A 22,825-nucleotide genomic window follows, 5' to 3' on the forward strand; every position below is an offset into this window, starting at 1 on the left:
CCAGTCACGCTACCAAGTTAACACGCGCAAACTTCCGTTTGCCCACTTGCAGGACATAGGAGCCCGGCTCCAATTGCAACGACCGGTCTTCGATCTTGACGCCGTCGACCTTGACCCCGCCCTGCTCGACGGCGCGCTGCGCCTCGGAGCTGGACGCGCACAGGCCGGCCTCACGCAGAATGCGCAGCACGCCCATGGGCGCGCCGGCCAGCTGGACCTCGGGGATATCGTCCGGGATGGCGCCGTCCCGGAAGCGCGCCTCGAAGTTGGCCAAGGCCTGCTGGGCATCCTGCTGGCTGTGAAAGCGGGCAATGATCTCCTGAGCCAGCGCCACCTTGGCGTCGCGCGGATTGCGCCCGCCTTCGACCTCGGCCTTGAGCGCCGCAATGTCCTCCAGCGACCGGAAGGACAACAGATCGAAATAGCGCCACATCAGCGTATCGGAGATCGACATGAGCTTGCCGAACATGGAGTCCGGCGACTCGGAGATCCCGATGTAATTGCCTTTGGACTTGGACATCTTTTCGACGCCGTCCATGCCCACGAGCAGCGGCATGGTCAGGATGCACTGCGGCTCCTGGCCATACTCTTTCTGCAACTCGCGGCCCACCAGCAGATTGAACTTCTGATCGGTGCCGCCGAGCTCGAGATCGGCCTTGAGCGCGACCGAGTCGTACCCCTGCATCAGCGGGTAGAGAAACTCGTGCACGGCGATGGGCACGCCAGACTTGAAGCGCCGGGTGAAGTCCTCGCGCTCCATCATGCGGGCCACTGTGTAGCGGGAGGCAAGCTGGATCATGCCGCGCGCACCCAGGGGATCACACCACTCGGAGTTGTAGCGTATCTCGGTTCGGGCCGGATCCAGCACCAGGCTGGCCTGGGCGTAATAGGTTTTGGCGTTGTGTTCGATCTGCTCGCGCGTCAACGGCGGGCGGGTGGAGTTGCGGCCGCTGGGGTCGCCGATGGTCGAGGTGAAGTCGCCGATCAGAAAAATGACGTTATGCCCCAGATCCTGCAACTGGCGCATTTTGTTCAGGACCACCGTGTGGCCCAGATGGATGTCGGGAGCCGTCGGATCCAGCCCCAGCTTAATGCGCAGTGGCACGCCGGTGGCACGGCTGCGGGCCAGCTTGCGGGCGAACTCTGACTCGACCAGGAGCTCATCGCAGCCGCGCCGCGCCACGCGCAGATCTGCTTCGACTTCGGGAGTAATGGGAAATTCGGCTTGCGGCATGATGATGAGCCCCGGAAGACGGGAGTTAGGCGAAAAAAAGGTGTAAAAACTGTAGAAATTGGTCGAAAATTCTAGCTTATTCCGCTAGGATACTGCCCTAATCATACGCAACTGTCATATTCATGGCCGTTGACGTCCCTGCTAGCCGCTCCGTTCTTCCAAAAGTATTTCCACGATATCGCCACCCCGGCGCAACCTGCCTCCGGCCCACAGGCCTACAGGGGGAATAGCCGCGGTCAGGCGCCATTCGTGCATCTGTACCCATCTAAGGTCCGCCCAATGAATCGAGGCTTCAACAGTCTGGTGCGCAGCCTGAGCCGCAAGGTTGCCGCCCTGTTTACTCCTGCCGTCGAAACCCGCTCGTCCCGTGGCGGCTCGCTAATGCGCCGCACTCTGGTGGTTTGCGCTCTTGGCCTGTTTGCCGGTGCTGCCGCGCTGGGCATGGTGCAGCAACCCGACCGCACCGAACTGCCCCCTCTGCGCCTGATCAACAGCGAACTGCCGCTGCTGCCCGAGCAGCTTCAGGTCAGCGCCAGCGCCCCGGCGCCCTACATCAGTGAAACCCGCATCCGCTCTGGCGACACCCTGGCAAGCGTGCTGCAGCGCCTGGACCTCGACGACAGCAAGCTGCAGACCTTCCTGACCCACGAGGCCAGCGCTCGCAGCATCTACCGCCTGTATCCGGGCCGCGCGGTGCAGGCCGCCACCGACGAAGAAGGCAAGCTGGTGTGGCTGCGCTACATCCATACGCCGGGCAACGAAGTCGACGGACAGGTCTACACCAAACTGCTGAACGTGCAACCGGCCGGCGACAGCTTCAAGACCGAAGAAATCACCGAAAGCACCGATCTGCAAACCCGCGTGGCCGTGGGGACCATCCGCTCTTCGCTGTTTGCCGCCACCGACGCGGCCGGCATCCCGGATTCGATCACGATGCAGATGGCAGACATCCTCGGCGCCAAGATCGACTTCCTGCGCGACCTGCGCCAGGGCGATCAATTCCGCGTGGTCTACGAAGTACGATCGCATGACGGCCGCTATGCCGGCGCGGGCCGCCTGCTGGCCGTCGAGTTCGTCAACAACGAAAAGGTCTACAGCGCCGTCTGGTTCAGCGCCGACAACAAGAGTGGCAGCTACTACGACTTCGACGGCACCAGCCTGCGCGGCGCCTTCCTGCGCACGGCCCTGAAGTTCAGCCGCATCAGCTCCACGTTTGGCATGCGCATGCATCCCATCCACCGCACCTGGACCGGTCACAAAGGCGTCGACTACGCCGCTCCTTCAGGCACGCCCATTCACAGCACCGCGGATGGCACGGTGGAATTCGCCGGCTGGCAAAACGGCTACGGCAACGTGGTCATCGTCAAGCACTACGGCAAATACTCCACGCTCTACGCGCACCAAAGCAGCATCCGCGCTGGCCTGAAAAAAGGCGACAAAATTGCGCAAGGCGACCTGCTGGGATACGTGGGCGCGACCGGGTGGGCCACCGGACCGCACCTGCACTACGAATTCCGCATCGACAATCAGCCGGTTGATCCGCTGTCCGTGGACCTGCCCGTGGCACGCAAGCTCGAGCCCGCCGAGGCCCGTGCTTTCGCCACGACCGTGGCACCGTTCAAGCAGCAGATCCAGTTGCTCACCGAATTCCAGCACACCCTGCCGGAATCCATGACCAACGTGGCCAGCCGCTGAGCGCCCCAATGACGCCCCCCATCGACGGCCCGAGCAGTTCGCTGCCGGGCCGTTGTTTCATCGGTCTGATGTCAGGCACCAGCATGGATGGTGTGGACGGCGTGCTGCTGCAACTGGAACCCGGCCTGCGCCTGCTGGCCACCGCGTCCCTGGACATGCCCCTGGACTTGCGCGGCGCGCTCCTGGCCTTGAACACCAGCGGGCCTGATGAGCTGCACCGTGCGGCCTTGGCGGCCAACGACCTGGCCCGCCTGTACGCGGCGATAGTCGAGCGCCTGTTGGCCGCCAGCGGCCTGCGCCCTGAACAGGTCCGCGCCATCGGGGCACATGGGCAAACCGTGCGGCATCGCCCCGATCTGGGCTACACCCTGCAACTCAATGCCCCCGCCCTGCTGGCCGAGTTAAGTGGCATCGATGTCGTGGCAGATTTTCGCAGCCGCGACGTCGCTGCGGGTGGCCAAGGTGCACCGCTCGTGCCGCCCTTTCATGACGCCATGTTCAATCGGGGCGCACCGCGCGCCGTGCTCAATCTCGGCGGCATCGGCAACGTCACGCTGCTCGGACCGGGCCGCGCTCCACGCGGCTTCGACACCGGCCCGGCCAATGTGCTGCTTGACGGATGGTGCCAGCAGCATACAGGGCAAGCCTTCGACCAGGACGGCCAGTGGGCCGCCGGCGGGCGGGCCGATGCCGGGTTGCTGCGCCATTTGCTCGACAGCGAGCCCTGGTTCGCCTTGCCCGCGCCCAAGTCCACCGGACGCGATCTATTCGGCCTGCCGTGGCTGCAGCGCCGCCTCGACAGCTATACGGCGACGCTGGCACCCCGGGATGTTCAGGCCACCCTTGTCGCCTTGACGGCACAGACCGTGGCGCAAGCCGTGGCTGGCGACCCCCTGCAAGACATGCTGGTGTGTGGCGGTGGCGCCCGTAATCCGAGCCTCATGGCGGCCCTGGCTCAGGCCCTGCCTTACCCGGTCGCCGCCACCGATAGCGAGGGCGTGCCCGGACAATGGGTCGAAGCGATGGCTTTCGCCTGGTTGGCGCGTGCCTTCGTCGAGCGCCAACCTGCCGGCGTCCCCGCCGTCACGGGAGCACGCGGGCCTCGCATTCTGGGCGCGCTGTACCCCGCCCGCTAGCTGTGAACTGTCAATAGGTTGTATTCGTCCAGGTTGAGTCTGGAGATGGGTACAGCGCGCCCGATGCCTTGGTGGGGTCGATGCTAGTTGTAGTGGTGTAGCCAGGATTTCATGGCATCGGCTCGGTGTTGGGAGTTCTGGTAGGTGTGAGCGTAAGCCCACTCACGCAAGGCCGACTGGATGAAGCGTTCGGCCTTGCCATTGGTCTGTGGGCGGTAAGGTCGGGTAAAGCGGTGCTTGATGCCCAGCTCATGGCACAGCGCGGCGAAGGCGCGGCTGCGAAAGGCCGAGCCATTGTCGGTGAGCAAGCGCTGGATGGTCACGCCCAGGCGCTGGTAGTAGGCCACTGCGTCCTTGAGGAACTGGACGGCGCTGGGGAAGCGCTCGTCGGGGTGGATGTCGGTGAAGGCCACGCGGGCGTGGTCATCGATGGCCACGAAGACGAAGTCCCAGCCGGCCCCCTCAACGGTATCGCGTCGGTTGCCCGTGACCCGGTGGCCAGGGCGCTGGATACGTCCCAGCTTCTTGATGTCGATGTGCAGCAGATCGCCGGGGGCCTGATGCTCGTAGCGCACCACCGGCTCGGCCGGCTCCAGGTCGGCCAGGTGCGACAGACCGGCGCGGGCCAGGACGCGGCTGACGGTGCTGGCTGACACGCCCAGCGCCTGGGCGATGCGCGCTTGGGTCAGCCGCTTGCGGCGCAGCTCCACGATAGCCAGCGCCTTGGCCGGCGCAATCGCTCGGGGCGAGACCGTCGGGCGCGAGGACGCATCGGCCAAGCCCGCCTGGCCCTGAGCCAGGAAGCGGCCCAGCCATTTGCGCACAGTCGGCGCGGTGACCCCATAGGCGCGGGCCGCTTCAGGCACACAAACTTGATGGGCGATCAATTGCTGGACCATTTCGAGGCGACGTAGGAAGGTCAATCGGGCATGCTTATGGGTGTTCATCCGGCCGGGCTCCTTGAGTGAACTGGGGGGTTGGCGATTTCCAGTTTCTCAAATCCGGTTCGGATGAACCATGCATACAACCTATTGAATCTTCACAGCTAGCCCGCCAAACAAAAAACCCCCGAAGGGGCTTGATGTACCGGGCAGCGCGCCTTAAACCGAGAACGACGAGCCGCAGCCGCAGGTCGTGGTCGCATTGGGATTGCGAATGACGAACTGTGCGCCTTCGAGGTCTTCTTTGTAGTCGATCTCGGCGCCGACCAGATACTGGAAGCTCATCGGATCAACCAGCAACTGCACGCCTTCTTTGTCGAGCACGGTGTCATCTTCATTGACGACCTCATCGAAGGTAAAGCCATACTGAAAGCCGGAACAGCCCCCGCCTTGGACGAACACGCGCAGTTTGAGCTCGGGGTTGCCCTCTTCGGCCAACAGATCCTTGACCTTGGCGGCAGCCGAATCGGTGAAGACCAACGGCACCGGCGGAGGGGCTTGGAGATCCACGGTTTCGGTAACAGCATTCATGATTACACTCCTGGCCGCGAGGGCCGAATTCCGGATGGCGGCCGAGGCCGCACGAATAAGATCACTATAGCGCAGCCAGGCCGCGCGTCAAAATTCCAATTTGACATTTCTCGTGGCACGCACCGTGCCTTCTTCGAGAACCGTCACGGTCACACTTTCGGGGACAAATCCCTCAGGCAGCGCCAACACTCCCTGACTGCGCTGGAACTGGTCAAAATGCAGGGCCAAGACTCCCGCCCCACTGGTGCCATTGGGCGGGGCCAGGGCGGCCGTGCCGCCAGCTTTGCTGGTGGCGGCCTCATCGCCGGGCAGCGCGTGAGCCGCGGCAGGCGGCAGAACAGCCACAGGCGCAGCCGCCTCGTCCGTCTTGACCTGCTGCGGGCTGAGCTCAACGGTCACCGTCTGTCCTTGCTGGATCCCGATGGCCTGAAAGCGCAATTCGCCGTTAAAGGCGCTGTCGTTGCCACGGCCGCTACGCATCAACAGTACCCGGTAGCGCAGGCCGTTACCCGCGCGCGAGAACTCCGCGCCGCGGACATCGATGGAGCCGGCCGGTCCGGGCGGAAGCTACTGCTCATAGAACGCCAATTGATCCCGCACCCGGCCCACTTCGGTCTGCGCGGTACGCAACTGGGTTTCCAGCTCTTGGCGCGCGGCACGTTCGACCGCGATTTCACCGTCCGCCGTATCGAGTTGGGCGCGCAGAAAGCGCGCCTCGGTTTCTCGCTGTCGAAGGCTGGCGTCCTGAGCGTCCACCTGCGCCTGCGTGAGCATCACCATGTGCGCCGGGCGGCCAGGGCCCAGCGCATACTGGTACCCCACCCCTACGCCCGCTCCCAAGCCCAGGCCGAGCATGAGCGCCATCCAGGCGGCGCGCCGCCAGCCCCGCTTGCGGGGCGGAACGACGAAGGCGGCGGGCTCGGGCATCGACATTCGGGGGGTCAGGGGCGTGACGGCCGGCGGCTGAGCATCAAGGAAGAATGGCGACCTGATCCAGACCGGTGGCTTCCGGCAGGCCGAACATCAGATTCATGTTCTGTACCGCCTGACCTGCTGCGCCTTTGACCAGGTTGTCCTGGATCACGAGGATGACGAGCTGGTCGCCATTGCCCGGACGCTGCACCGAGATGCGCAGGTTGTTGGAGGCGCGCACCGAACGGGTTTCAGGCAGGCTGCCAGCCGGCATGACATCAATGAAGGCCTCGCCCGCATAACGCGACTCGAACAACGCCTGGAAATCGGTGTCCCGTGCCTCGGGAAGGATGCGCGCGTAGATGGTTGAGAACATGCCTCGGATCATCGGCACCAAGTGCGGCACGAAGGTCAGGCCCACCTTGCCTGCGGCCAGTTTTTCGAGCTGTTCGGTGATCTCGGGATGATGGCGGTGACCCGCCACGCCGTAGGCTTTGAAATTGTCGCTGGCCTCGGAAAAGAGCGAGCCGACTTCGGCCTTGCGGCCAGCGCCTGAGACGCCGGACTTGCAGTCGGCGATCAGGTTCTGGGTATCGATCAGTTTTTTGCCGCCTTCGAGCAGCGGAGCCAGGCCCAGGATGACGGTTGTCGGGTAGCAGCCGGGATTGCCAATGACTTTGGCGCTGGCGATTGCCTCCCGATTAAGCTCGACCAGACCATAGGCCGAGTCGTTGGCCAGGATGTCCGGGCAGGTGTGCGGCATTTTGTACCAGCGCTCGAACACAGCGGTGTCCTGCAGGCGGAAGTCCGCCGCCAGGTCGATCACGCGCGTACCGGCCGCGGTGAGTTCCTGCGCCTGGGCCATGGCCACACCGTGGGGCGTGGCGAAAAACACCACGTCGCAATCGGTCAGGGTCGCTTTTTCTGGAGCGCTGAAGGCCAGCTTCACGCGGCCGTGCAGGTTCGGATACATATCCGCGACGGGCAGGCCGTCTTCTTTGCGCGAGGTGATGGCAGTCAGTTCGACATTGGGGTGCTGCGACAACAAGCGCAGCAGTTCGACGCCGGTATATCCGGTGCCGCCGACGATGCCGACCTTGATGCGGGAATTCGTTGCTTGGGCCATGGTAGCTTCTTCCTGGGTGTGAGGCACGCTGGGGTGCGGCACGGGGCACGACACGCCTGAATGAATTGTATCGCTCCGGCACCTGCCACCATTGCTAGAACAGGCGCAAGTTGGAACAGATCGTGTGGTCCGGAGTTCCCTGCCCGCGGGCAAGCGCCGGCCCCAAAAGCAAAAAGGCCGCTTGCGAGGCCTTTTTGCATACAGCGATTAACGCTTGCTGAACTGCTTGCGGCGGCGCGCCTTGCGCAGACCGACCTTCTTACGTTCAACTTCGCGGGCATCGCGGGTCACAAAACCAGCTTGCGACAGTGCGGGCTTCAGGGTCGCGTCGTAGTCGATCAGGGCACGCGTGATGCCGTGACGAACTGCGCCGGCCTGGCCGGTCTCACCGCCACCGATCACGTTGACTTTGATGTCGAACGATTCGAGGTGACCGGTCAGCGCCAGAGGCTGACGCACGACCATGCGGCCGGTTTCGCGAGCAAAAAACTCGTCGACGGGTTTGCCGTTGACGACGATGTTGCCCGTACCCTTCTTGATGAAAACACGAGCCACCGAGGTTTTGCGACGGCCGGTTCCGTAGTTCCAGTTACCGATCATGGCGTTTCCTTAGAGATCCAGCGGCTTGGGCTGCTGAGCGGTGTGCGGATGCTCGGCACCGGCGTACACTTTGAGTTTCTTGATCATGGCGTAGCCCAGCGGACCCTTGGGCAGCATGCCCTTGACAGCCTTCTGGATGGCGCGGCCGGGAAAACGCTCTTGCATTTTCTCGAAGTTCGTTTCGCGGATACCGCCCGGGTAGGTGGTGTGGCGGAAGTACTTCTTGTCTTGCGCCTTGGTACCCGTAACGACGATATCGGAAGCGTTGATGATGACGATGTAATCGCCCGTATCAACGTGCGGCGTAAATTCAGGTTTGTGCTTGCCACGCAGACGACGTGCGACTTCGCTGGCCACACGACCGAGGACTTTGCCCTTGGCGTCGATCACAAACCAGTCACGCTTGACTTCATGCGGCTTGGCCACAAAGGTCTTCATGATGGTTCCTAGAATGAATAGAAAAAGTTTGCCCGCCAGAACATCCTGGCCGGGTTCTTTCCCTTGCGGCAAACCCGAAAGCGCGCTTCTGGCGCATCAGGTACTGGCCCCCTGTCTAAGCGTTATTACCCGCCCGTACTGGTGCCCTAGCCAACCTCTGGCGCAAAGCCAGATAAAGGGAAAGCTAGCTAGTTTAGCACGCCTGCTCAATTTTTGTGCAAAACCCGGCCGCAAGGGGTTCCGGGCCCCGCCCGAATATCAAGGGACGGATACACGGAGCCCGAGCAGGCCGGACGGATCAAGCGCCGGCGATGGACATCTGCTCGATCAGAATGGAGCCCGTCGTCTTGGTGCCGCGCGACAGCGTGTCCGCACCCACGGCCACGATCTGCCGGAACATGTCAGCCAGGTTGGCGGCGATGGTGATTTCTTCCACGGCGTGCTGGATCTGGCCGTTCTCGACCCAGTAACCGAAGGCGCCACGAGAATAATCGCCGGTCAGGTAGTTCACGCCCTGGCCGATGAGCTCGGTGACCAGCAGGCCAGTGCCCAGCTTTTTGAGCATGGCGCGAAAATCATCCGTGGGACGCGTCAGCCGGGAGGTCAAGGAAAGATTGTGCGAGCCGCCTGCGTTGCCGGTGGTGCTCATGCCCAGCTTGCGCGCCGTGTACGACGACAGGAAATAGCCTTCGAGCGTGCCGCCGGCCACCACGCGGCGAGCCTGCGTGCGTACGCCTTCGTCGTCAAAGGCCGACGAGCCCATGCCGCCGCGCACATGCGGATCTTCCTGCACGTCGATGTGATCGGCGAATATCGGCTTGCCCAGCGAATCCACCAGAAAGGTCGCCTTGCGGTAGAGCGCGCCCCCGCTGACGGCTTGCACAAACGCGCCCAGCAGGCCCAGAGCCAGCGGCGCCTCGAACAACACCGGCGCCTTGGTGGTGCGCAAGCGCCGCGCCGACAACCGGGCCAGGGTGCGCTCGGCGGCGTAACGCCCGACGTCTTCCGGCGAAGCCAGCAAGGCTGGGTCGCGCTCGGAGGTGTACCAGTAGTCGCGCTGCATCTTGCTGCCGCGCCCTGCAATCGGCGCCACCGACAAGCTATGCCGGCTGTAGGGATACCCCCCCATGAAGCCGCGCGTGTTGCCCATGACGAACTGGCCCTCGTAGGTGTTCACCCCCGCCCCATCGGTATTGGTGATGCGGCTGTCGACCGCGCGCGCCGCGCGCTCGCCGCGCAGCGCCAGCTCGGCGGCCGCCGCGGTGTCGATGACCCAGGGATGATGCAGGTCCAGATCGAGGTGTTCGGTCGCCAGCATTTCGGCATCAGGCAGGCCGGCGGCCTCGTCGGCGGCTGTATGGCGCGCGATATGCCAGGCGGCCTCGACGGTCTGGCGCAGGGCCGCCTCGGAGAAGTCGGAGGTCGAGGCCGAGCCCCGGCTCTGGCCGGCGTACACCGTCAGGTCCAGCGAGCGGTCGCGGGTCTGCTCGACCGTTTCGATATCGTTTTTGCGTACCGACACCGACAGACCCAGACTTTCGGAGACTTCGGCAACCGCATCGCTGGCGCCGATCTGGCGCGCATAGCCCAGAACCTGTTCGACGAGTTCGGAAAAACGCGCGTGATTCGCCGCGATCGGCAGGGAGGAAGAGGAAGTGACCATTGCTGTCCAATGTGCAGAGACGGTTATCATAGCCAAGTCCGTCTTTTAGCAGTGTCCCATGAGCTTTCCAGATTCCGAAAATACCGTCGACGACGACGGCTACGATGAAAACGGCTATGACCGGCCCAGCAAGTCCCAGATTAAGCGTGATATGCACGCCTTGCTGGACCTGGGTAAGCAGTTGATCGAGCTGTCTCCCGAGCGCCTGCGCCAGTTGCCCATTGAAGAGCGGCTGTACGAGGCCATCCGTGAGGCCCAGCGCACGACCAGCCGCGAAGGCTTGCGCCGCCAGACCCATTTCGTGGGCAAACTGATGCGCGCTGCCCCTGCCGACGAAATCCGTCACCAGCTCGATGTCTGGGAGAACGGTTCCCGCGAGGAAACCGCCTCCATGCACCGCCTGGAAGGGCTGCGCGAGCGCCTCATCCAGGACGACAACGCCCTGACCGAGCTGCTGGAGCGCTATCCCGTGGCCGACGTGCAGCATCTGCGCGCCGTCATCCGCGCCGCACGCAAGGAAGCGCAGCACAACACCGCGCTGCTGCAGGGCCAGGAGCCGCAGCGCAAGCAATACCGGGCCCTGTTCCAGGCGCTCAAATCCCTCACGAAATAAGGCCCCATGAGCCAAGATCTGCTGGAATGCATCGAAGTCGAAACCGGCGCCAACCCGACCCATGCGGTGATCTGGCTGCATGGATTGGGCGCCGACGGCAATGATTTCGTCCCCATCGTGCCCGAGCTGGGCCTGACCCAGCCGGTGCGCTTCGTTTTCCCCAACGCCCCGGTCGCGCCCGTGACGATCAACGGCGGCATGGCCATGCGTTCGTGGTACGACATCCTGGTCATGGACCTGGTGCGCCAGGAAGATGCTGCGGGTATCCGCGCTTCGCAGGCTGCCATCCAGAAGCTGATTGCCCGCGAAAATGCGCGTGGCATTCCAACCTCGCGCATCGTGCTGGCCGGCTTTTCGCAAGGCTGCGCGATGACGCTGCACACCGGCTTACGCCTGGCCGAGCCATTGGCCGGGCTGGTGGGTTTGTCTGGCTATCTGCCGCTGATCGATATGGCCGAGACCGAACGCCACCCGGCCAATGCCCAGACGCCCATTTTCATGGCCCATGGCCTGTACGATCCGGTGGTGGCACTGGCGCGCGCCGAAGCCTCGCGCGACAAACTCCAGAGCCTTGGCTATGCGGTCCAGTGGCACAGCTATCCCATGCCGCACTCGGTGTGCCTCGAGGAAGTGCAGGACATCGGCAAGTTTCTGCGCGCGGTCCTGCGCTGATCAATACGTCTCGAAATGCATGCGGCCTTCGCGCCGCAGCGTTTCGGATAGCACCGCCCAATCATGGCCGCCGTCCTGCGCGATATCGGCCATGACCTGCAGCACGCCCTGTTCCATGCCTTTGAGGCCGCACACATAGATATACGTGTCGCCCGAGGTCAACAACCCGAGTACCTCCTGCGCCCGTTGCCGTATGGCATCCTGCACATAGCGTTTGGGCTGGCCCGGGTCGCGTGACAAGGCCAGATTGATGTCGATGAAGTCCGCGGGCAGCTTCATCAGCGGCCCGAAGTACGGCAGCTCGCGTTCGGTTCGCGCACAAAAAAACAGCATCAACCGGCCCAGCCCGCCCTGGGCCAGGCGACGGCGGCTGTTTTCGGTCATGGCGCGCATCGGTGCCGCCCCCGTTCCCGTACAGATCATCATCAGGTTGGCGCCCGGATGATTGGGCATGAGGAAGGTATTGCCGAACGGCCCGATGACCTGCACGACGTCGCCTTTGACCAGGTCGCACAGATAATTGGAGCAGACCCCGCGCACGGCCTGGCCATCATGCCCTTCGGTGACGCGCTTTACCGTGATGGAGAGATTGTTGTAGCCGGCGCGCTCGCCGTCTCGCGGGCTGGCCAGCGAGTACTGGCGCGCATGATGCGTACGACCATGCACGTCCGTGCCAGGCGGCAGAATGCCGATGGACTGCCCCTCGAGCACCGGAAACGGCTGCGCGCCAAAGTCCAGCACGATGTGCCGGATATCGCTGTCGGTGTCCGTGCCCGTTACCCGGTAGTTGCCCACCACGGTGGCCGTCACCGGCGCTTTGTGGGTGTAGAGGTTGACATAGGGGTGAGCCGCCGACCAGGGCGGCACCGTTGCACTCGGGCCGGCTGCCGTGGCCATCGGGAGCTCGGCGGCGACGGCAGCAGCAGCCATCTCGGACGCTTCGGTCAGCGGCTGCTCGGCCGGCAGCTCGTCCCACCCCAATTGCTCATCCAATCCATAGGCCTGCGCCCGCGCCACCAGACGCCAGCTGTCGATCGCGCCGGTCGGACATGGCGGCACACAGGCCATGCACCCATTGCAGATATCCGCGTCGACGACGTAGTTGCGGCTGTCGTGCGTGATCGCATCTATCGGGCACGTCTCCTCGCAGGTATTGCAACGGATGCATATCTCGGGATCGATCAGGTGCTGTCTCAACAGCTCGGCGGCCGCATTCATGGCGGGACTCAGCTGAAACGGACGTACTCGAAATTCACCGGCTGGCGATTGACCCCCATGACCGGCGGCGCGATCCAATTGGCGAACTTGCCCGGTTCGCTTACGCGGCCCATCAACGAGGCCACGAATGCGCGGTCCTCGGGAGTTGGCAACCACTTGTCGCGATTGGCCTGCCACTGGCTTTCGCTGAGCACTTCGCCCTCGGGCGAGACACGGATACCGGCCAAGGTGCCGATCTGGCGGTTAAAGGCTTTGTGCGGCACCGACAGGCGGAACGGGATGCCGTTTTTTTCGATCACTTTGTTCCAACGGCCCACCCCGGCCATGGAGTCGCGGATGAAGTCGTCACGCAGCACCTCGTTGAGGGCGTTGAGCATGGGCACTTCGATTTCGCGCAGGCGACCGTCGGTCACGCTCAGCACGCGGTAGGTGTCGTTCTTGAGTTGGTGATCGTCATTGCGCTTGCCCTCCTCATAACGGCCCTTCAGTCCTGAGCTGTAGAAGATGGCGGCGTTGGACGATTGATCCGCACCGAACAGGTCGATGGTCACGCTGTAATGGAAGTTCAGGTAGCGCTGGATGGTGGGCAGGTCGATTACGCCGGCGGCCCGGATGGCAGCCGGATCGTCAGTCTTGAGTTGATTCATCACTTCGCAGGTGCGCTGAATCACCCGCGAGACGCCGGACTCGCCGACGAACATATGATGCGCCTCCTCGGTCAACATGAACTTGGTGGTACGCGCCAGCGGATCGAAGCTGGACTCGGCCAACGCGCAGAGCTGGAACTTGCCATCGCGGTCGGTGAAATAGGTAAACATGTAGAACGCCAGCCAATCGGGCGTTTTCTCGTTGAAGGCACCCAGAATGCGCGGATTGTCTTCGTCGCCGGAGCTGCGTTGCAGCAAGGCATCGGCCTCCTCGCGGCCATCACGGCCGAAGTAGCGATGCAGCAGATAGACCATGGCCCAAAGGTGGCGTCCCTCTTCCACGTTGATCTGGAACAGATTGCGCAGGTCATACTGCGACGGCGCGGTCATACCCAAGTGGCGCTGCTGCTCGATCGACGCCGGCTCGGTATCTCCCTGGGTGACGATGATGCGGCGCAGATTGGCACGATGCTCACCCGGCACGTCCTGCCAGGCGTCGCGGCCCATGTTTTCGCCGAAGTGGATCTTGCGCTGCCCATCTTGGGGCGCCAGAAAGATGCCCCAGCGGTAATCCGGCATCTTGACGTGGTCGAAATGCGCCCACCCATCAGGTTGCACGCTGACGGCCGTGCGCAGGTAGACGTCAAAGTCCTGCGAGCCGTCCGGCCCCATGTCGCGCCACCATTGCAGGTAGTTGGGCTGCCAGTGTTCGAGCGCGCGTTGCAGCGCGCGGTCGCCCGACAGATTGACGTTGTTGGGAATTTTGTCGCTGTAGTTGATACCGCTCATGTCTGTCTCCTGAGGGCGGCGCCTGGCCGCCGGATGATTCCGCTGCCGGTCGGGTCAGACCCGGTTCCAGTCGAAGTTGGCCTGCTCACCCTTGCCATAGAGCTTGAGCGCGCCCTTTTCTCCGGCGGCATTGGGGCGGTTGAAAATCCAGTTCTGCCAGGCAGTCAACCGTCCGAAGATGCGGGTGGCCATGTTTTCTCGACCGCCAAAACGCAGGTTGGCCTCCAGACCGGTGAGCGCATCGGGCGACAGCGCACGGCGCTCTTCCAGGGCCAGGCGCATCTCGTCGTCCCAGTCCAGACTATCGGGCGTAAACGTCACCAGGCCCAGATCAAGCGCCTGCTGCGGCCCTATCGGCTGACCCGCGGCCGCCCGCACAGCTTCCAGAGGGCCCGCCTCTTCGTAGAAACGACGTTGCAGGCGCGACTGACCGTTGACCATGGGATAGGCGCCGAAATTGCGCTCGTTCAGCGTAAGTGCCACTGGCTGATCGTCGTCGTCCAGCATGTAGACGCGGTCGGCGGCCAACGCGAGCTCGAGCAACGTTCCTGCAAAGCAGGATCCGGGCTCCACGCAGGCATACAAGGTGCGCGAGGTCACGTCCAGGCGCGCCAGCGTGCGGCGCAACATGCCGGCGGTCTCGCGCACGAACCAGTGTTCGGCATGGCGCTGGAGGACATCGTCGGCAGCCAGCACGGCAGCCGCATCGCCCTCGGTCTTGATCACCCAGGTGCCGATGTCCAACTCATTGGTGCGCATGTAGAGAATGGCGTCGTCCAGCTCGCGCGCCATGGCCAGCGGCCACCAGTCCGCGCCTGCGGCAAGGATGGCATCGATCTCGGTCTGCACGGGAGCAGCGGGTGCGCGCACCACCCAGGTGGCCAGACGCTTTTCACGATCGATGCTGACGTCGACATGGCGATAGCGCAGACCCTGCGGCCCCTCTTCGCGCTCCAAGCGTTTCAGATGCACGCCGGCGCCGCCAGGCCTGTCGCTGCCGGCGGCCAGCTCACGCACGCGTGCCTGCACGGCCTGTTGGAATTGGGCCGGTTTGACCACCGCATCGACCAGCCGCCATTCCTTGGCGCGCTGCCCCCGCACACCTTCGACCAGTGTGCAGAAGATGTCGGCCAGATCGTGACGCACCCGGCGCTTGTCAGAAACCCGCGTCAATCCCCCGGTGCCGGGCAGCACGCCCAACAGGGGCACTTCGGGCAAGGCAACGGCCGATGAGCGGTCATCGACCAGAAAGATCTCGTCGCAGGCCAGGGCCAGCTCATAGCCGCCGCCGGCGCAGGCACCATTGAGCGCGGCAATGAATTTCAGACCGCTGTGTGCGCTGGCGTCTTCCATGCCGTTGCGGGTTTCGTTGGTGAACTTGCAGAAATTCACCTTCCAGGCGTGCGAGGACAGGCCCAGCATGAAGATGTTCGCACCCGAACAGAAAATGCGGTCTTTCATGCTGGTGACCACGACGGCGCGCACTTCAGGGTGCTCAAAACGTATGCGCTGCAAGGCATCGTGCAATTCGATGTCCACGCCCAGATCGTAGGAATTGAGCTTGAGCTTGTAGCCCGGGCGCAGGCCGGCATCTTCGGAGACATCCATGGCCAGAGTGGCCACATCGCCTTCGCAATTCAAACGCCAATGACGGTAAAGCTGGGGTTCGGTCCGAAAATCCACCGCGGGGGTGCTCATGCTCTGTCTCCTCAAAACCTTCCGGATCTGCGTGTTGGCCCGGGTGGCTCACGCATAATACTGCATATGATGAATTAAAATGCAGAATAGTGCAGAAAAAAAATGCACGTCAATATCGACGTGCACTAAAACGCAGTTTTTGAAGAAACGTCAGAGCGGCAGACTGCAGGCTTTGCGCACCTGCGTGCGCAAGCCGCCAAAACTCTCCGGCAGACTCAGGTCACTGGTCACCCAGGTCAAGTCCGCCTTGGCGTAGAAAGCCTCACGTCCGGCCAAGATGCGCTTGAGGTCGGCCATGGCCTCGCCATTGCCCGACATGGGGCGGAAATCCCCCTGCGCCATGACCCGGCTCATATGCTCTTCGGGCGTGGCACGCAGCCACACGGTGTAGCAGTGCGCCAGCAGCAGATTGAATGTGGCAGGTTCGGAGACCAACCCCCCCGGCGTGGCCAGCACCATTTCCGGGTAGATCTGCACGGCCTCCTCCAGCGCGCGGCGTTCGTAGCGGCGGTAGGCGTTGGGGCCATACAGATTATGAATTTCGAGAATGCTGCAGCCGGCCACGCGCTCGATCTCGCGGTTGAGCTCGATGAAGGGGTAGCCCAGATCATCGGCCAACATCTGCCCAAGCGTGGATTTACCGGCGCCGCGCAGGCCGATCAGCGCCACCCGCTGGTAGCGGTTGGGACGTTGTGCGCCAGCGCCCACGCCAAACAATTGGGACAAGGACTCGCGGGCCCGCTGCAGATCGGATTCGCTGCGGCCGCTCAATAACTCCCGGATGAGCAACCATTCGGGTGACTCCGTCGTGACATCGCCCACCAGTTCGGCCAGCGCACAGTTAAAGGCACGGGCGATCTGCAGCAACACCAGGATGGAGGCGTTGCCCACCCCATGCTCCAGATTGGCGAGATGGCGCTCCGAGACACCCGTGGCCTGCGAGAGGCTTTTGCGCGTCATGCCGCGAATGGCGCGCAGCCGCCTCACCCGCTCGCCCAGGGCAATCAGAAATAGGTCACGTCGCGGCTCCTCCGCGATCGGCTCCAGCGCTGGCTCCATAGTCTGCGACTCCGCACTAACCCTTAAGAAAATATGAACTATAGTGCTTGACGCTTGCGATATAAAGCACTATTTTTCCATCAACAGGAGCCAACTACCGTTTGCCGCTGTCAGCCCCGCCGGCCACACGCACTCTGATGCATGTTGCCAAGGCGCGGGACGATAAGTGTATAGGACGACACCATGAGTACACCTGAACAGTTCCATGCGCTGATGCGCGAGGTCACCGAACAGATCGGACCCGCCGATCTGGATCAGGCCCTGGAGGATCGCCTGAATCGCGACCTGGGTGCAGGCAGTGACCTCTACCAGCGCATATTCGAAGCCTGTCGCCAGGGGGCGGCTGCGGGCTGGATGTGCCAATACGAAGGAGGAGGCATCCGCTACGGCCGGGTCTTCAAACCCGACCCCGCTCTGTCCGGCTACTCGGTCGACGTCGTAGACATGAACGATCTTGCCGGCCCTCATCATCGCCATCCCCAGGGCGAGATCGATCTGGTCATGCCGCTGAGCGGCGAGGCCCGTTTCGATGGCCGCGGCGCAGGCTGGCTGGTCTACGGGCCGGACTCGGCGCACCGCCCTACGGTAAGCGGCGGCCAGGCGCTGGTGCTCTATCTGCTGCCGGCCGGCTCCATCGAGTTCACTCGTCAGACCGCCTGAAGGAAGCACCATGCATATTCTGGAGAACTACGTCGCCGGACAATGGCGCCGGGGAGAAGGACAGCCCGCCACGCTGCGCGACCCGGTGCGAGGTACTGTCCTGGCGGGCGCGAGCAGCGCGGGCCTGGACCTGCCGGCCGCGTTCGCCTGGGCGCGCGAGCAAGGCGGCGCGGGCTTGCGCGCGCTGAGCTACGCGCAGCGCGCCGCGCTGTTGAGCCGCGTGGGCGAGGTGCTAAGCGCCAATCGGGAAAAGTACTTCGACATCGCGCTGGCCAACAGCGGAACGGTGCAGGCTGACTCGGCCATCGATATCGATGGGGCCATTTACACGGTGGGATATTACGCCAAACAGGGCTCCCGCCTGACTGAGGATGCCTGGCGCATGGATGGCGCGGCCGAGGCACTGGCGCGGGACGACGCCTACGCCGTGCGCCACGTCTGGACTGCGGCGCGCGGTCTGGCGCTATTCATCAATGCTTTCAATTTTCCCTCCTGGGGCTTATGGGAAAAAGCCGCCCCGGCGCTGCTATCGGGCGTGCCCATCGTCATCAAACCGGCTACATCGACGGCCTGGCTTACCCACGAGATGGTCGCGGATGTGGTCAAGGCCGCAGCACTGCCGGAAGGCGCGATCAGCCTGATATGTGGGGGCTCGGCAGGTCTGCTCAATGCGCTGCGCCCCCTTGATCTGCTTTCGTTTACTGGCTCGGCCGACACCGCCGCCCAACTGCGAGCCCATCCCGCGTTGATGCAAGGCGGCGTGCGCCTGAACGCCGAGACCGACAGCGTCAACAGCGCCATCCTTGGCCCGGACGCCGCTGTCGGCAGCCCGGCCTTCGATGCCCTGGTGCGGGAAGTCGTCCGCGAAATGCGCGCCAAGTCCGGCCAGAAATGCACGGCCATCCGGCGCATTATGGTGCCAGCCGAGCACTATGACGCGGTGGCGCAGGCCGTCAGCGCCCAATTGGCCCGTATCACCGTCGGTGACCCGCGCAACCCCGACGTGAAGATGGGCTCGCTGGTCAGCCGCGTCCAGTTCGATCATGTGCAGTCAGGTCTGAGCACTCTGCGCAGCGCCACGCACGTCCTGTTTGACGGTGCGACCCAGCCACTGATCGATGCCGATCCCGCCATAGCCGCCTGCATGGCGCCCACCCTGCTCGGTTCACGCGAGCCCCAGGCGCTCCTGCACCGCACCGAGGTGTTCGGGCCGGTGGCCACCCTCATGCCTTACCGCGACACGGCGCAGGCCTGGGCCATGGCAAGACAAGGCGAAGGCTCGCTCGTCGCCTCTTTATATAGCGACGACACCACGTTTCTGGCCCAGGGCGCGCAAGCCTTGGCCGAGAGCCATGGTCGGGTGCATCTGGTCACTCCGGAAGCCGCCAAAGCCCATACCGGCCACGGCAACGTCATGCCGCAATCGCTGCACGGCGGGCCTGGCCGCGCCGGAGGCGGCCAGGAACTGGGCGGCCTGCGCGCCATGGAGTTTTACCACCGCCGCAGCGCGGTGCAGGGCGCTCCCGCCAGGCTGGAGGCATTGCCCTCGGCCCGAGTGCAGGAGTTTGCCAGCTAGCCACGTTACACCGCCCAGCAGAGCCATCAGGCCGCGGGCCCGCCTCTCGAGGAGACTGACATGCATGACTGCCCCGCCGAGCTGAATTTCGCCAGCCACTTGGCCGCATTGAACGCGCCCCGCGCCGCCAAGACGGCCTATATCGATGATCGGCGCGAGCTAAGCTACGGCGAACTTGCCGAGCGCGTGGCCCGCTTTGGCGGCGCGCTGCGCAGACTCGGCCTGCGCCGCGAAGAGCACGTACTGATGGTGATGCACGACACGGTGGACTGGCCGGTCGCCTTTCTGGGCGCGCTGCACGCGGGTGTGGTCCCGGTCGCCGTCAACACCCTGCTCACGCCGGATGACTACGCCTACATCGCGGCCCACTGCCGGGCACGCGCGCTGGTGGTGTCCGAAAGCCTGCTGCCGCAACTGCAGCCCACGCTGGACAGCGGCCAGCACGACATCGAACACGTCATCGTCTCCGAGCCCACGCAGACCGCTGCCGGCAGGCTGGGATTTGAATCGCTGTTGGCCGACGCCCCCATCGTTGCGGCAGCGCGCACGCTGGCCGACGAGATCGCGTTCTGGCTGTATTCGTCAGGCTCGACGGGCAAACCCAAGGGCGTGGTCCACACCCACGGCAACCTCTGGCATACCGCCGAGCTCTACGCCAAGCCGGTGTTGGGCATCCGCGAGGAAGATGTCGCGTTCTCGGCCGCCAAACTGTTTTTCGCTTACGGCCTGGGCAACGGCCTGACATTCCCGCTATCCGTGGGTGCGACGACCATCCTGATGGCAGAGCGGCCCACGCCCCAGGCGGTATTCAAGCGCCTGACGATGCATCGCCCGTCGGTGTTCTATGGCGTGCCGACGCTGTATGCCAGCATGATGGCTTCGCCCGATCTGCCAGCGCGCGACACCGTTGCCATGCGCATCTGTGCGTCGGCGGGCGAAGCGCTGCCGCGCGACATCGGCGAGCGCTTTACCCGCCACTTTGGCTGTCAGATCCTCGACGGCATAGGCTCGACGGAGATGCTGCATATCTTCCTGTCGAATCAGTTGGGCCAGTTCCGCTACGGCACCACCGGCAAACCCGTGCCCGGCTATGAGGTGCAGCTGCGCGACGACGCCGGATCACCCGTGGCCCCGGGGGCCATCGGCGACCTCTACATCAAAGGACCCAGCGCGGCGCTCATGTACTGGAACAATCGCGACAAGACGCGGCAGTGCTTCCTGGGCGACTGGCTCAAGAGCGGTGACAAATATAGCTGCGATGAAGAGGGCTATTACGTCTACGCCGGTCGCAGCGACGACATGATCAAGGTCAGCGGCCAGTATGTCTCGCCCGTCGAGGTCGAAAACGTGCTGGTGCAGCACGAAGCCGTGCTGGAAGCCGCCGTCATCGGCGTGCCCGACCACGACGGCCTGATCAAAACGAAAGCCTATGTGGTGCTGCGTCCAGGCTATGCGCCCGATGCATCGACCGGCGCGGCGCTGCAGGATTACGTCAAATCGCATCTGGCGCCCTTCAAGTACCCACGCCAGATCAACTTCACCGAAGAACTGCCCAAAACGGCAACGGGCAAGATTCAGCGGTTTCGCCTGCGCCAGATGGAAGAGGCCAGCCTGTGACCATGCCGGCCACCTCGCGAGTCGCCATCTCGGCGCATGGGCAGCAATTCGACCTGGAATATGCCTGGATCGACACACACCGGCGCGACCGCCCGTTGCTGATCTTTCTGCACGAAGGACTGGGGTCGGTGGCGATGTGGCGCGACTTCCCGGCACGCCTGTGCGCTGAAAGCCGCTGCCGGGGTCTGGTCTATTCGCGCCGTGGCTACGGCCAATCGACCCCTCGACCGAAAGATGAGCCATGGCCGGCCGACTTCATGCATCGCGAGGCCGACGAGGCGCTGCCCGCTTTACTGCACGCATTGCAACTCGATGCGCAGCGGCCTGTGCTGTTTGGCCATAGCGACGGCGGCTCCATCGCGCTGCTCTATGCCGCCCTGAACCCGCAACGGGTAAGCGGCGTCGTGGTTGCCGCGCCGCACATTTTTGTCGAAGCCGTCACGCTACGGCATATCGCCGCGGCACGCCAAGCCTACCAAGATACCGATCTGCCCCAACGCCTGGCACGCTATCACGCCGACGCAGACGGGGTCTTCTGGGGGTGGAACCGGGCCTGGCTGGACCCCGGCTTCGGACAATGGAGTATCGAAGATCACCTCCCTGCCCTGCGCTGTCCCGCTCTGGCCATACAGGGCTTGGAAGACGAATACGGCAGCCTGGCGCAGATTGAAGGCATCCAGCGTCTTGCGCCGCAGACGCAGTTGCTGACGCTGCCGCAGTGCCGTCACTCCCCTCATAAAGATCAACCCCAGGCCGTCATCCGGGCCGTCGCCGACTTCGTCGGTGGCCTGGCCGGCCACTGATAACACGCCCAGGAGACTCGCGATGCCATCCACCCCCCTTCTCCGCGCCCGGCTGGCCGGCGCCGCTTTGCTCGCACTTGCCGCCTGCCAGGCGCAGGCGGCCGACCCCATCAAGGTCGGCTTCATGCTGCCATTTAGCGGCACGTATGCCGCATTGGGTACGGCCATCGAAAACGGCTTCAAGCTCTATGTGCAGGAGCAAGGCGGCAAGCTGGGCGGCCGCGAAGTCCAGTATTTCAAGGTCGACGACGAATCCAACCCGGCCAAGGGACCGGAGAACGCCAATCGCCTGATCAAACGCGACAAAGTCGACGTGGTCATCGGCACGGTGCACTCCGGCGTGGCCATGGCGCTGGCTAAAGCCGCCAAAGACAGCGACACGACGCTGATCGTTGCCAATGCCGGCGCCGACGCCATTACCGGCCCGATGTGTGGACCGGGGATTTTCCGCACGTCGTTCACCAATTGGCAGCCCGCCTACGCCATGGGCCCGGTCGCCGCGGCCAAGGGCCACAAAACGGCGATCACCGTCACCTGGAAGTACGCCGCTGGCGACGAAGCCGTGGCCGGCTTTCGCGAAGGATTCGAGAAAGCCGGCGGCAAGGTCGTCAAGGATCTGACGGTACCCTTTCCGAATGTGGAGTTCCAGTCCGTGCTGACCGAGATCGCGGCCAGCAAGCCCGATATGGTCTTCACCTTCTTTGCCGGCGGCGGCGCCGTCAAATTCGTGCAGGACTATGCCGCTGCAGGCCTGGGCAAAAACATCCCGCTGTACGGATCGGGATTTCTGACCGACGGGACGTTGCAGGCTCAGGGCGAGGCCGCACAGGGGCTGCTGACCACGCTGCACTATGCCGATGGCCTGAACACGCCGCGTGACCAGGCCTTCCGCGCCGACTACAGCAAAGCCTACAAGCAGACCCCCGATGTTTACGCCGTCCAGGGGTATGACGCGGCGCAGTTGCTGCAGGCAGGGCTGAAGTCCGTGCAGAGCGACACCACCAGGAAGGCGGACATGCGCAGCGCCATGCGCGCGGCCACCATTGACTCGCCACGAGGTCCCTTCACGCTCTCGGCTGCCGGCAACCCTGTTCAGGACATCTATCTGCGCAAGGTCGATGGCCTGGAGAACAAGGTCGTCGACGTTGCCGTCAAGAAACTGGCCGACCCGGCCCGCGGCTGCAAGCTCTGACCCGG

Annotated in this window: 21 protein-coding genes and 1 pseudogene; 9 read left to right on the forward strand and 13 right to left on the reverse strand. The window is 63.9% G+C overall.

Translation table 11 applies throughout. The annotated features are described in order from the left end of the window. Positions 1-4 precede the first annotated feature (4 nt). On the reverse strand, positions 5-1,234 hold the full coding sequence (tyrS, locus tag LK440_RS13700) for a tyrosine--tRNA ligase (RefSeq protein WP_005018613.1): 1,230 nt from the start codon (positions 1,232-1,234) through the stop codon (positions 5-7). A 279-nt stretch (positions 1,235-1,513) separates the two neighbouring features. On the opposite strand from tyrS, the gene LK440_RS13705 reads away from it, so the two are divergent. Continuing rightward, positions 1,514-2,929 carry a M23 family metallopeptidase gene (locus tag LK440_RS13705; RefSeq protein ID WP_005018612.1) on the forward strand — a complete coding sequence of 472 codons (1,416 nt, stop codon included), beginning with the start codon at positions 1,514-1,516 and terminating at the stop codon, positions 2,927-2,929. An 8-nt stretch (positions 2,930-2,937) separates the two neighbouring features. After that, positions 2,938-4,065: an anhydro-N-acetylmuramic acid kinase gene (locus LK440_RS13710; protein ID WP_005018602.1), complete on the forward strand. Its 1,128-nt coding sequence runs from the start codon at positions 2,938-2,940 to the stop codon at positions 4,063-4,065. Here the strand turns inward: LK440_RS13710 and LK440_RS13715 are convergent. From LK440_RS13715 to pmbA, 8 genes and pseudogenes are all read right to left on the reverse strand, one after another. Next, a pseudogene (locus tag LK440_RS13715) lies at positions 4,062-5,012 on the reverse strand (IS481-like element IS481 family transposase). The gene LK440_RS13710 and the pseudogene LK440_RS13715 sit on opposite strands and share 4 nt — an antisense overlap. Positions 5,013-5,165: 153 nt before the next feature. Further along, positions 5,166-5,537, reverse strand: a complete 372-nt coding sequence (gene erpA, locus LK440_RS13720) for an iron-sulfur cluster insertion protein ErpA (protein ID WP_005018588.1) — start codon at positions 5,535-5,537, stop codon at positions 5,166-5,168. A gap of 87 nt (positions 5,538-5,624) precedes the next feature. Beyond that, positions 5,625-6,017 (reverse strand): hypothetical protein, encoded by a 393-nt coding sequence (locus LK440_RS18115; protein WP_017685550.1) that lies wholly within the window; start codon positions 6,015-6,017, stop codon positions 5,625-5,627. 87 nt (positions 6,018-6,104) lie between these two features. Next, positions 6,105-6,464, reverse strand: a complete 360-nt coding sequence (locus LK440_RS18120; protein ID WP_370510747.1) for a hypothetical protein — start codon at positions 6,462-6,464, stop codon at positions 6,105-6,107. Between the two features lie 43 nt (positions 6,465-6,507). Further along, positions 6,508-7,575 (reverse strand): N-acetyl-gamma-glutamyl-phosphate reductase, encoded by a 1,068-nt coding sequence (gene argC, locus LK440_RS13730; RefSeq protein ID WP_005018587.1) that lies wholly within the window; start codon positions 7,573-7,575, stop codon positions 6,508-6,510. Between the two features lie 207 nt (positions 7,576-7,782). Then, a complete protein-coding gene (gene rpsI / locus LK440_RS13735; protein WP_005018586.1) occupies positions 7,783-8,175 on the reverse strand; it encodes a 30S ribosomal protein S9 in 393 nt (130 codons plus the stop codon). Positions 8,176-8,184: 9 nt separating this feature from the next. Beyond that, on the reverse strand, positions 8,185-8,613 hold the full coding sequence (rplM, locus tag LK440_RS13740) for a 50S ribosomal protein L13 (RefSeq protein WP_005018585.1): 429 nt from the start codon (positions 8,611-8,613) through the stop codon (positions 8,185-8,187). 298 nt (positions 8,614-8,911) lie between these two features. Further along, positions 8,912-10,276, reverse strand: a complete 1,365-nt coding sequence (gene pmbA, locus LK440_RS13745) for a metalloprotease PmbA (RefSeq protein ID WP_005018582.1) — start codon at positions 10,274-10,276, stop codon at positions 8,912-8,914. 58 nt (positions 10,277-10,334) lie between these two features. On the opposite strand from pmbA, the gene yjgA reads away from it, so the two are divergent. Together yjgA and LK440_RS13755 are read left to right on the forward strand one after the other, a co-directional pair. Then, positions 10,335-10,889, forward strand: a complete 555-nt coding sequence (gene yjgA, locus LK440_RS13750) for a ribosome biogenesis factor YjgA (protein ID WP_005018580.1) — start codon at positions 10,335-10,337, stop codon at positions 10,887-10,889. Positions 10,890-10,895: 6 nt separating this feature from the next. After that, positions 10,896-11,561: an alpha/beta hydrolase gene (locus LK440_RS13755; protein WP_005018573.1), complete on the forward strand. Its 666-nt coding sequence runs from the start codon at positions 10,896-10,898 to the stop codon at positions 11,559-11,561. On the opposite strand, the gene boxA is transcribed toward LK440_RS13755, so the two are convergent. From boxA to LK440_RS13775, 4 genes are all read right to left on the reverse strand, one after another. Further along, the gene (gene boxA / locus LK440_RS13760; RefSeq protein ID WP_005018572.1) at positions 11,562-12,779 is read right to left on the reverse strand and encodes a benzoyl-CoA 2,3-epoxidase subunit BoxA; all 1,218 of its coding nucleotides are present in this window, start codon (positions 12,777-12,779) and stop codon (positions 11,562-11,564) included. 8 nt (positions 12,780-12,787) lie between these two features. Further along, positions 12,788-14,215 carry a benzoyl-CoA 2,3-epoxidase subunit BoxB gene (gene boxB, locus LK440_RS13765; RefSeq protein ID WP_005018570.1) on the reverse strand — a complete coding sequence of 476 codons (1,428 nt, stop codon included), beginning with the start codon at positions 14,213-14,215 and terminating at the stop codon, positions 12,788-12,790. A 54-nt stretch (positions 14,216-14,269) separates the two neighbouring features. Further along, positions 14,270-15,913: a 2,3-epoxybenzoyl-CoA dihydrolase gene (gene boxC / locus LK440_RS13770; RefSeq protein ID WP_005018568.1), complete on the reverse strand. Its 1,644-nt coding sequence runs from the start codon at positions 15,911-15,913 to the stop codon at positions 14,270-14,272. A gap of 150 nt (positions 15,914-16,063) precedes the next feature. Continuing rightward, complete coding sequence (locus LK440_RS13775) at positions 16,064-16,972, reverse strand: helix-turn-helix transcriptional regulator (protein WP_005018565.1); 909 nt, start codon at positions 16,970-16,972, stop codon at positions 16,064-16,066. Positions 16,973-17,155: 183 nt separating this feature from the next. Here LK440_RS13775 and LK440_RS13780 point away from each other — a divergent pair, with 183 nt between their 5' ends. Genes LK440_RS13780 through LK440_RS13800 form a run of 5 tightly spaced genes read left to right on the forward strand, consistent with a single transcriptional unit; the run spans position 17,156 to position 22,820 of the window. Beyond that, positions 17,156-17,632, forward strand: a complete 477-nt coding sequence (locus tag LK440_RS13780) for a 4-hydroxylaminobenzoate lyase (protein WP_005018564.1) — start codon at positions 17,156-17,158, stop codon at positions 17,630-17,632. A gap of 10 nt (positions 17,633-17,642) precedes the next feature. Continuing rightward, positions 17,643-19,208, forward strand: coding sequence for a 3,4-dehydroadipyl-CoA semialdehyde dehydrogenase (locus LK440_RS13785; protein WP_005018562.1), 1,566 nt, complete (start codon positions 17,643-17,645; stop codon positions 19,206-19,208). A 60-nt stretch (positions 19,209-19,268) separates the two neighbouring features. Further along, positions 19,269-20,825 carry a benzoate-CoA ligase family protein gene (locus LK440_RS13790; RefSeq protein WP_005018559.1) on the forward strand — a complete coding sequence of 519 codons (1,557 nt, stop codon included), beginning with the start codon at positions 19,269-19,271 and terminating at the stop codon, positions 20,823-20,825. Next, complete coding sequence (locus tag LK440_RS13795) at positions 20,822-21,628, forward strand: alpha/beta fold hydrolase (RefSeq protein WP_005018557.1); 807 nt, start codon at positions 20,822-20,824, stop codon at positions 21,626-21,628. Before LK440_RS13790 ends, LK440_RS13795 begins: the two co-directional genes overlap by 4 nt. A 22-nt stretch (positions 21,629-21,650) precedes the next feature. Further along, positions 21,651-22,820 (forward strand): ABC transporter substrate-binding protein, encoded by a 1,170-nt coding sequence (locus tag LK440_RS13800; protein WP_005018553.1) that lies wholly within the window; start codon positions 21,651-21,653, stop codon positions 22,818-22,820. The last annotated feature ends 5 nt before the right edge of the window (positions 22,821-22,825 follow it).

The organism is Bordetella holmesii (assembly GCF_020735985.1).
In the GTDB taxonomy this organism is placed as follows: domain Bacteria; phylum Pseudomonadota; class Gammaproteobacteria; order Burkholderiales; family Burkholderiaceae_B; genus Bordetella; species Bordetella holmesii.

Bases quoted from the DNA above. Each gene is read 5' to 3' on its own strand.
- rplM (WP_005018585.1), bottom strand. From the start codon at position 8,613: ATGAAGACCTTTGTGGCCAAGCCGCATGAAGTCAAGCGTGACTGGTTT.
- LK440_RS13785 (WP_005018562.1), top strand. From the start codon at position 17,643: ATGCATATTCTGGAGAACTACGTCGCCGGACAATGGCGCCGGGGAGAA.
- LK440_RS13755 (WP_005018573.1), top strand. From the start codon at position 10,896: ATGAGCCAAGATCTGCTGGAATGCATCGAAGTCGAAACCGGCGCCAAC.
- LK440_RS18120 (WP_370510747.1), bottom strand. From the start codon at position 6,464: ATGCCCGAGCCCGCCGCCTTCGTCGTTCCGCCCCGCAAGCGGGGCTGG.
- LK440_RS13800 (WP_005018553.1), top strand. From the start codon at position 21,651: ATGCCATCCACCCCCCTTCTCCGCGCCCGGCTGGCCGGCGCCGCTTTG.
- LK440_RS13705 (WP_005018612.1), top strand. From the start codon at position 1,514: ATGAATCGAGGCTTCAACAGTCTGGTGCGCAGCCTGAGCCGCAAGGTT.
- boxC (WP_005018568.1), bottom strand. From the start codon at position 15,913: ATGAGCACCCCCGCGGTGGATTTTCGGACCGAACCCCAGCTTTACCGT.
- yjgA (WP_005018580.1), top strand. From the start codon at position 10,335: ATGAGCTTTCCAGATTCCGAAAATACCGTCGACGACGACGGCTACGAT.
- LK440_RS18115 (WP_017685550.1), bottom strand. From the start codon at position 6,017: ATGCGTAGCGGCCGTGGCAACGACAGCGCCTTTAACGGCGAATTGCGC.
- LK440_RS13780 (WP_005018564.1), top strand. From the start codon at position 17,156: ATGAGTACACCTGAACAGTTCCATGCGCTGATGCGCGAGGTCACCGAA.
- boxB (WP_005018570.1), bottom strand. From the start codon at position 14,215: ATGAGCGGTATCAACTACAGCGACAAAATTCCCAACAACGTCAATCTG.
- LK440_RS13790 (WP_005018559.1), top strand. From the start codon at position 19,269: ATGCATGACTGCCCCGCCGAGCTGAATTTCGCCAGCCACTTGGCCGCA.
- erpA (WP_005018588.1), bottom strand. From the start codon at position 5,537: ATGAATGCTGTTACCGAAACCGTGGATCTCCAAGCCCCTCCGCCGGTG.
- argC (WP_005018587.1), bottom strand. From the start codon at position 7,575: ATGGCCCAAGCAACGAATTCCCGCATCAAGGTCGGCATCGTCGGCGGC.
- boxA (WP_005018572.1), bottom strand. From the start codon at position 12,779: ATGAATGCGGCCGCCGAGCTGTTGAGACAGCACCTGATCGATCCCGAG.
- LK440_RS13710 (WP_005018602.1), top strand. From the start codon at position 2,938: ATGACGCCCCCCATCGACGGCCCGAGCAGTTCGCTGCCGGGCCGTTGT.
- pmbA (WP_005018582.1), bottom strand. From the start codon at position 10,276: ATGGTCACTTCCTCTTCCTCCCTGCCGATCGCGGCGAATCACGCGCGT.
- tyrS (WP_005018613.1), bottom strand. From the start codon at position 1,234: ATGCCGCAAGCCGAATTTCCCATTACTCCCGAAGTCGAAGCAGATCTG.
- rpsI (WP_005018586.1), bottom strand. From the start codon at position 8,175: ATGATCGGTAACTGGAACTACGGAACCGGCCGTCGCAAAACCTCGGTG.
- LK440_RS13775 (WP_005018565.1), bottom strand. From the start codon at position 16,972: ATGGAGCCAGCGCTGGAGCCGATCGCGGAGGAGCCGCGACGTGACCTA.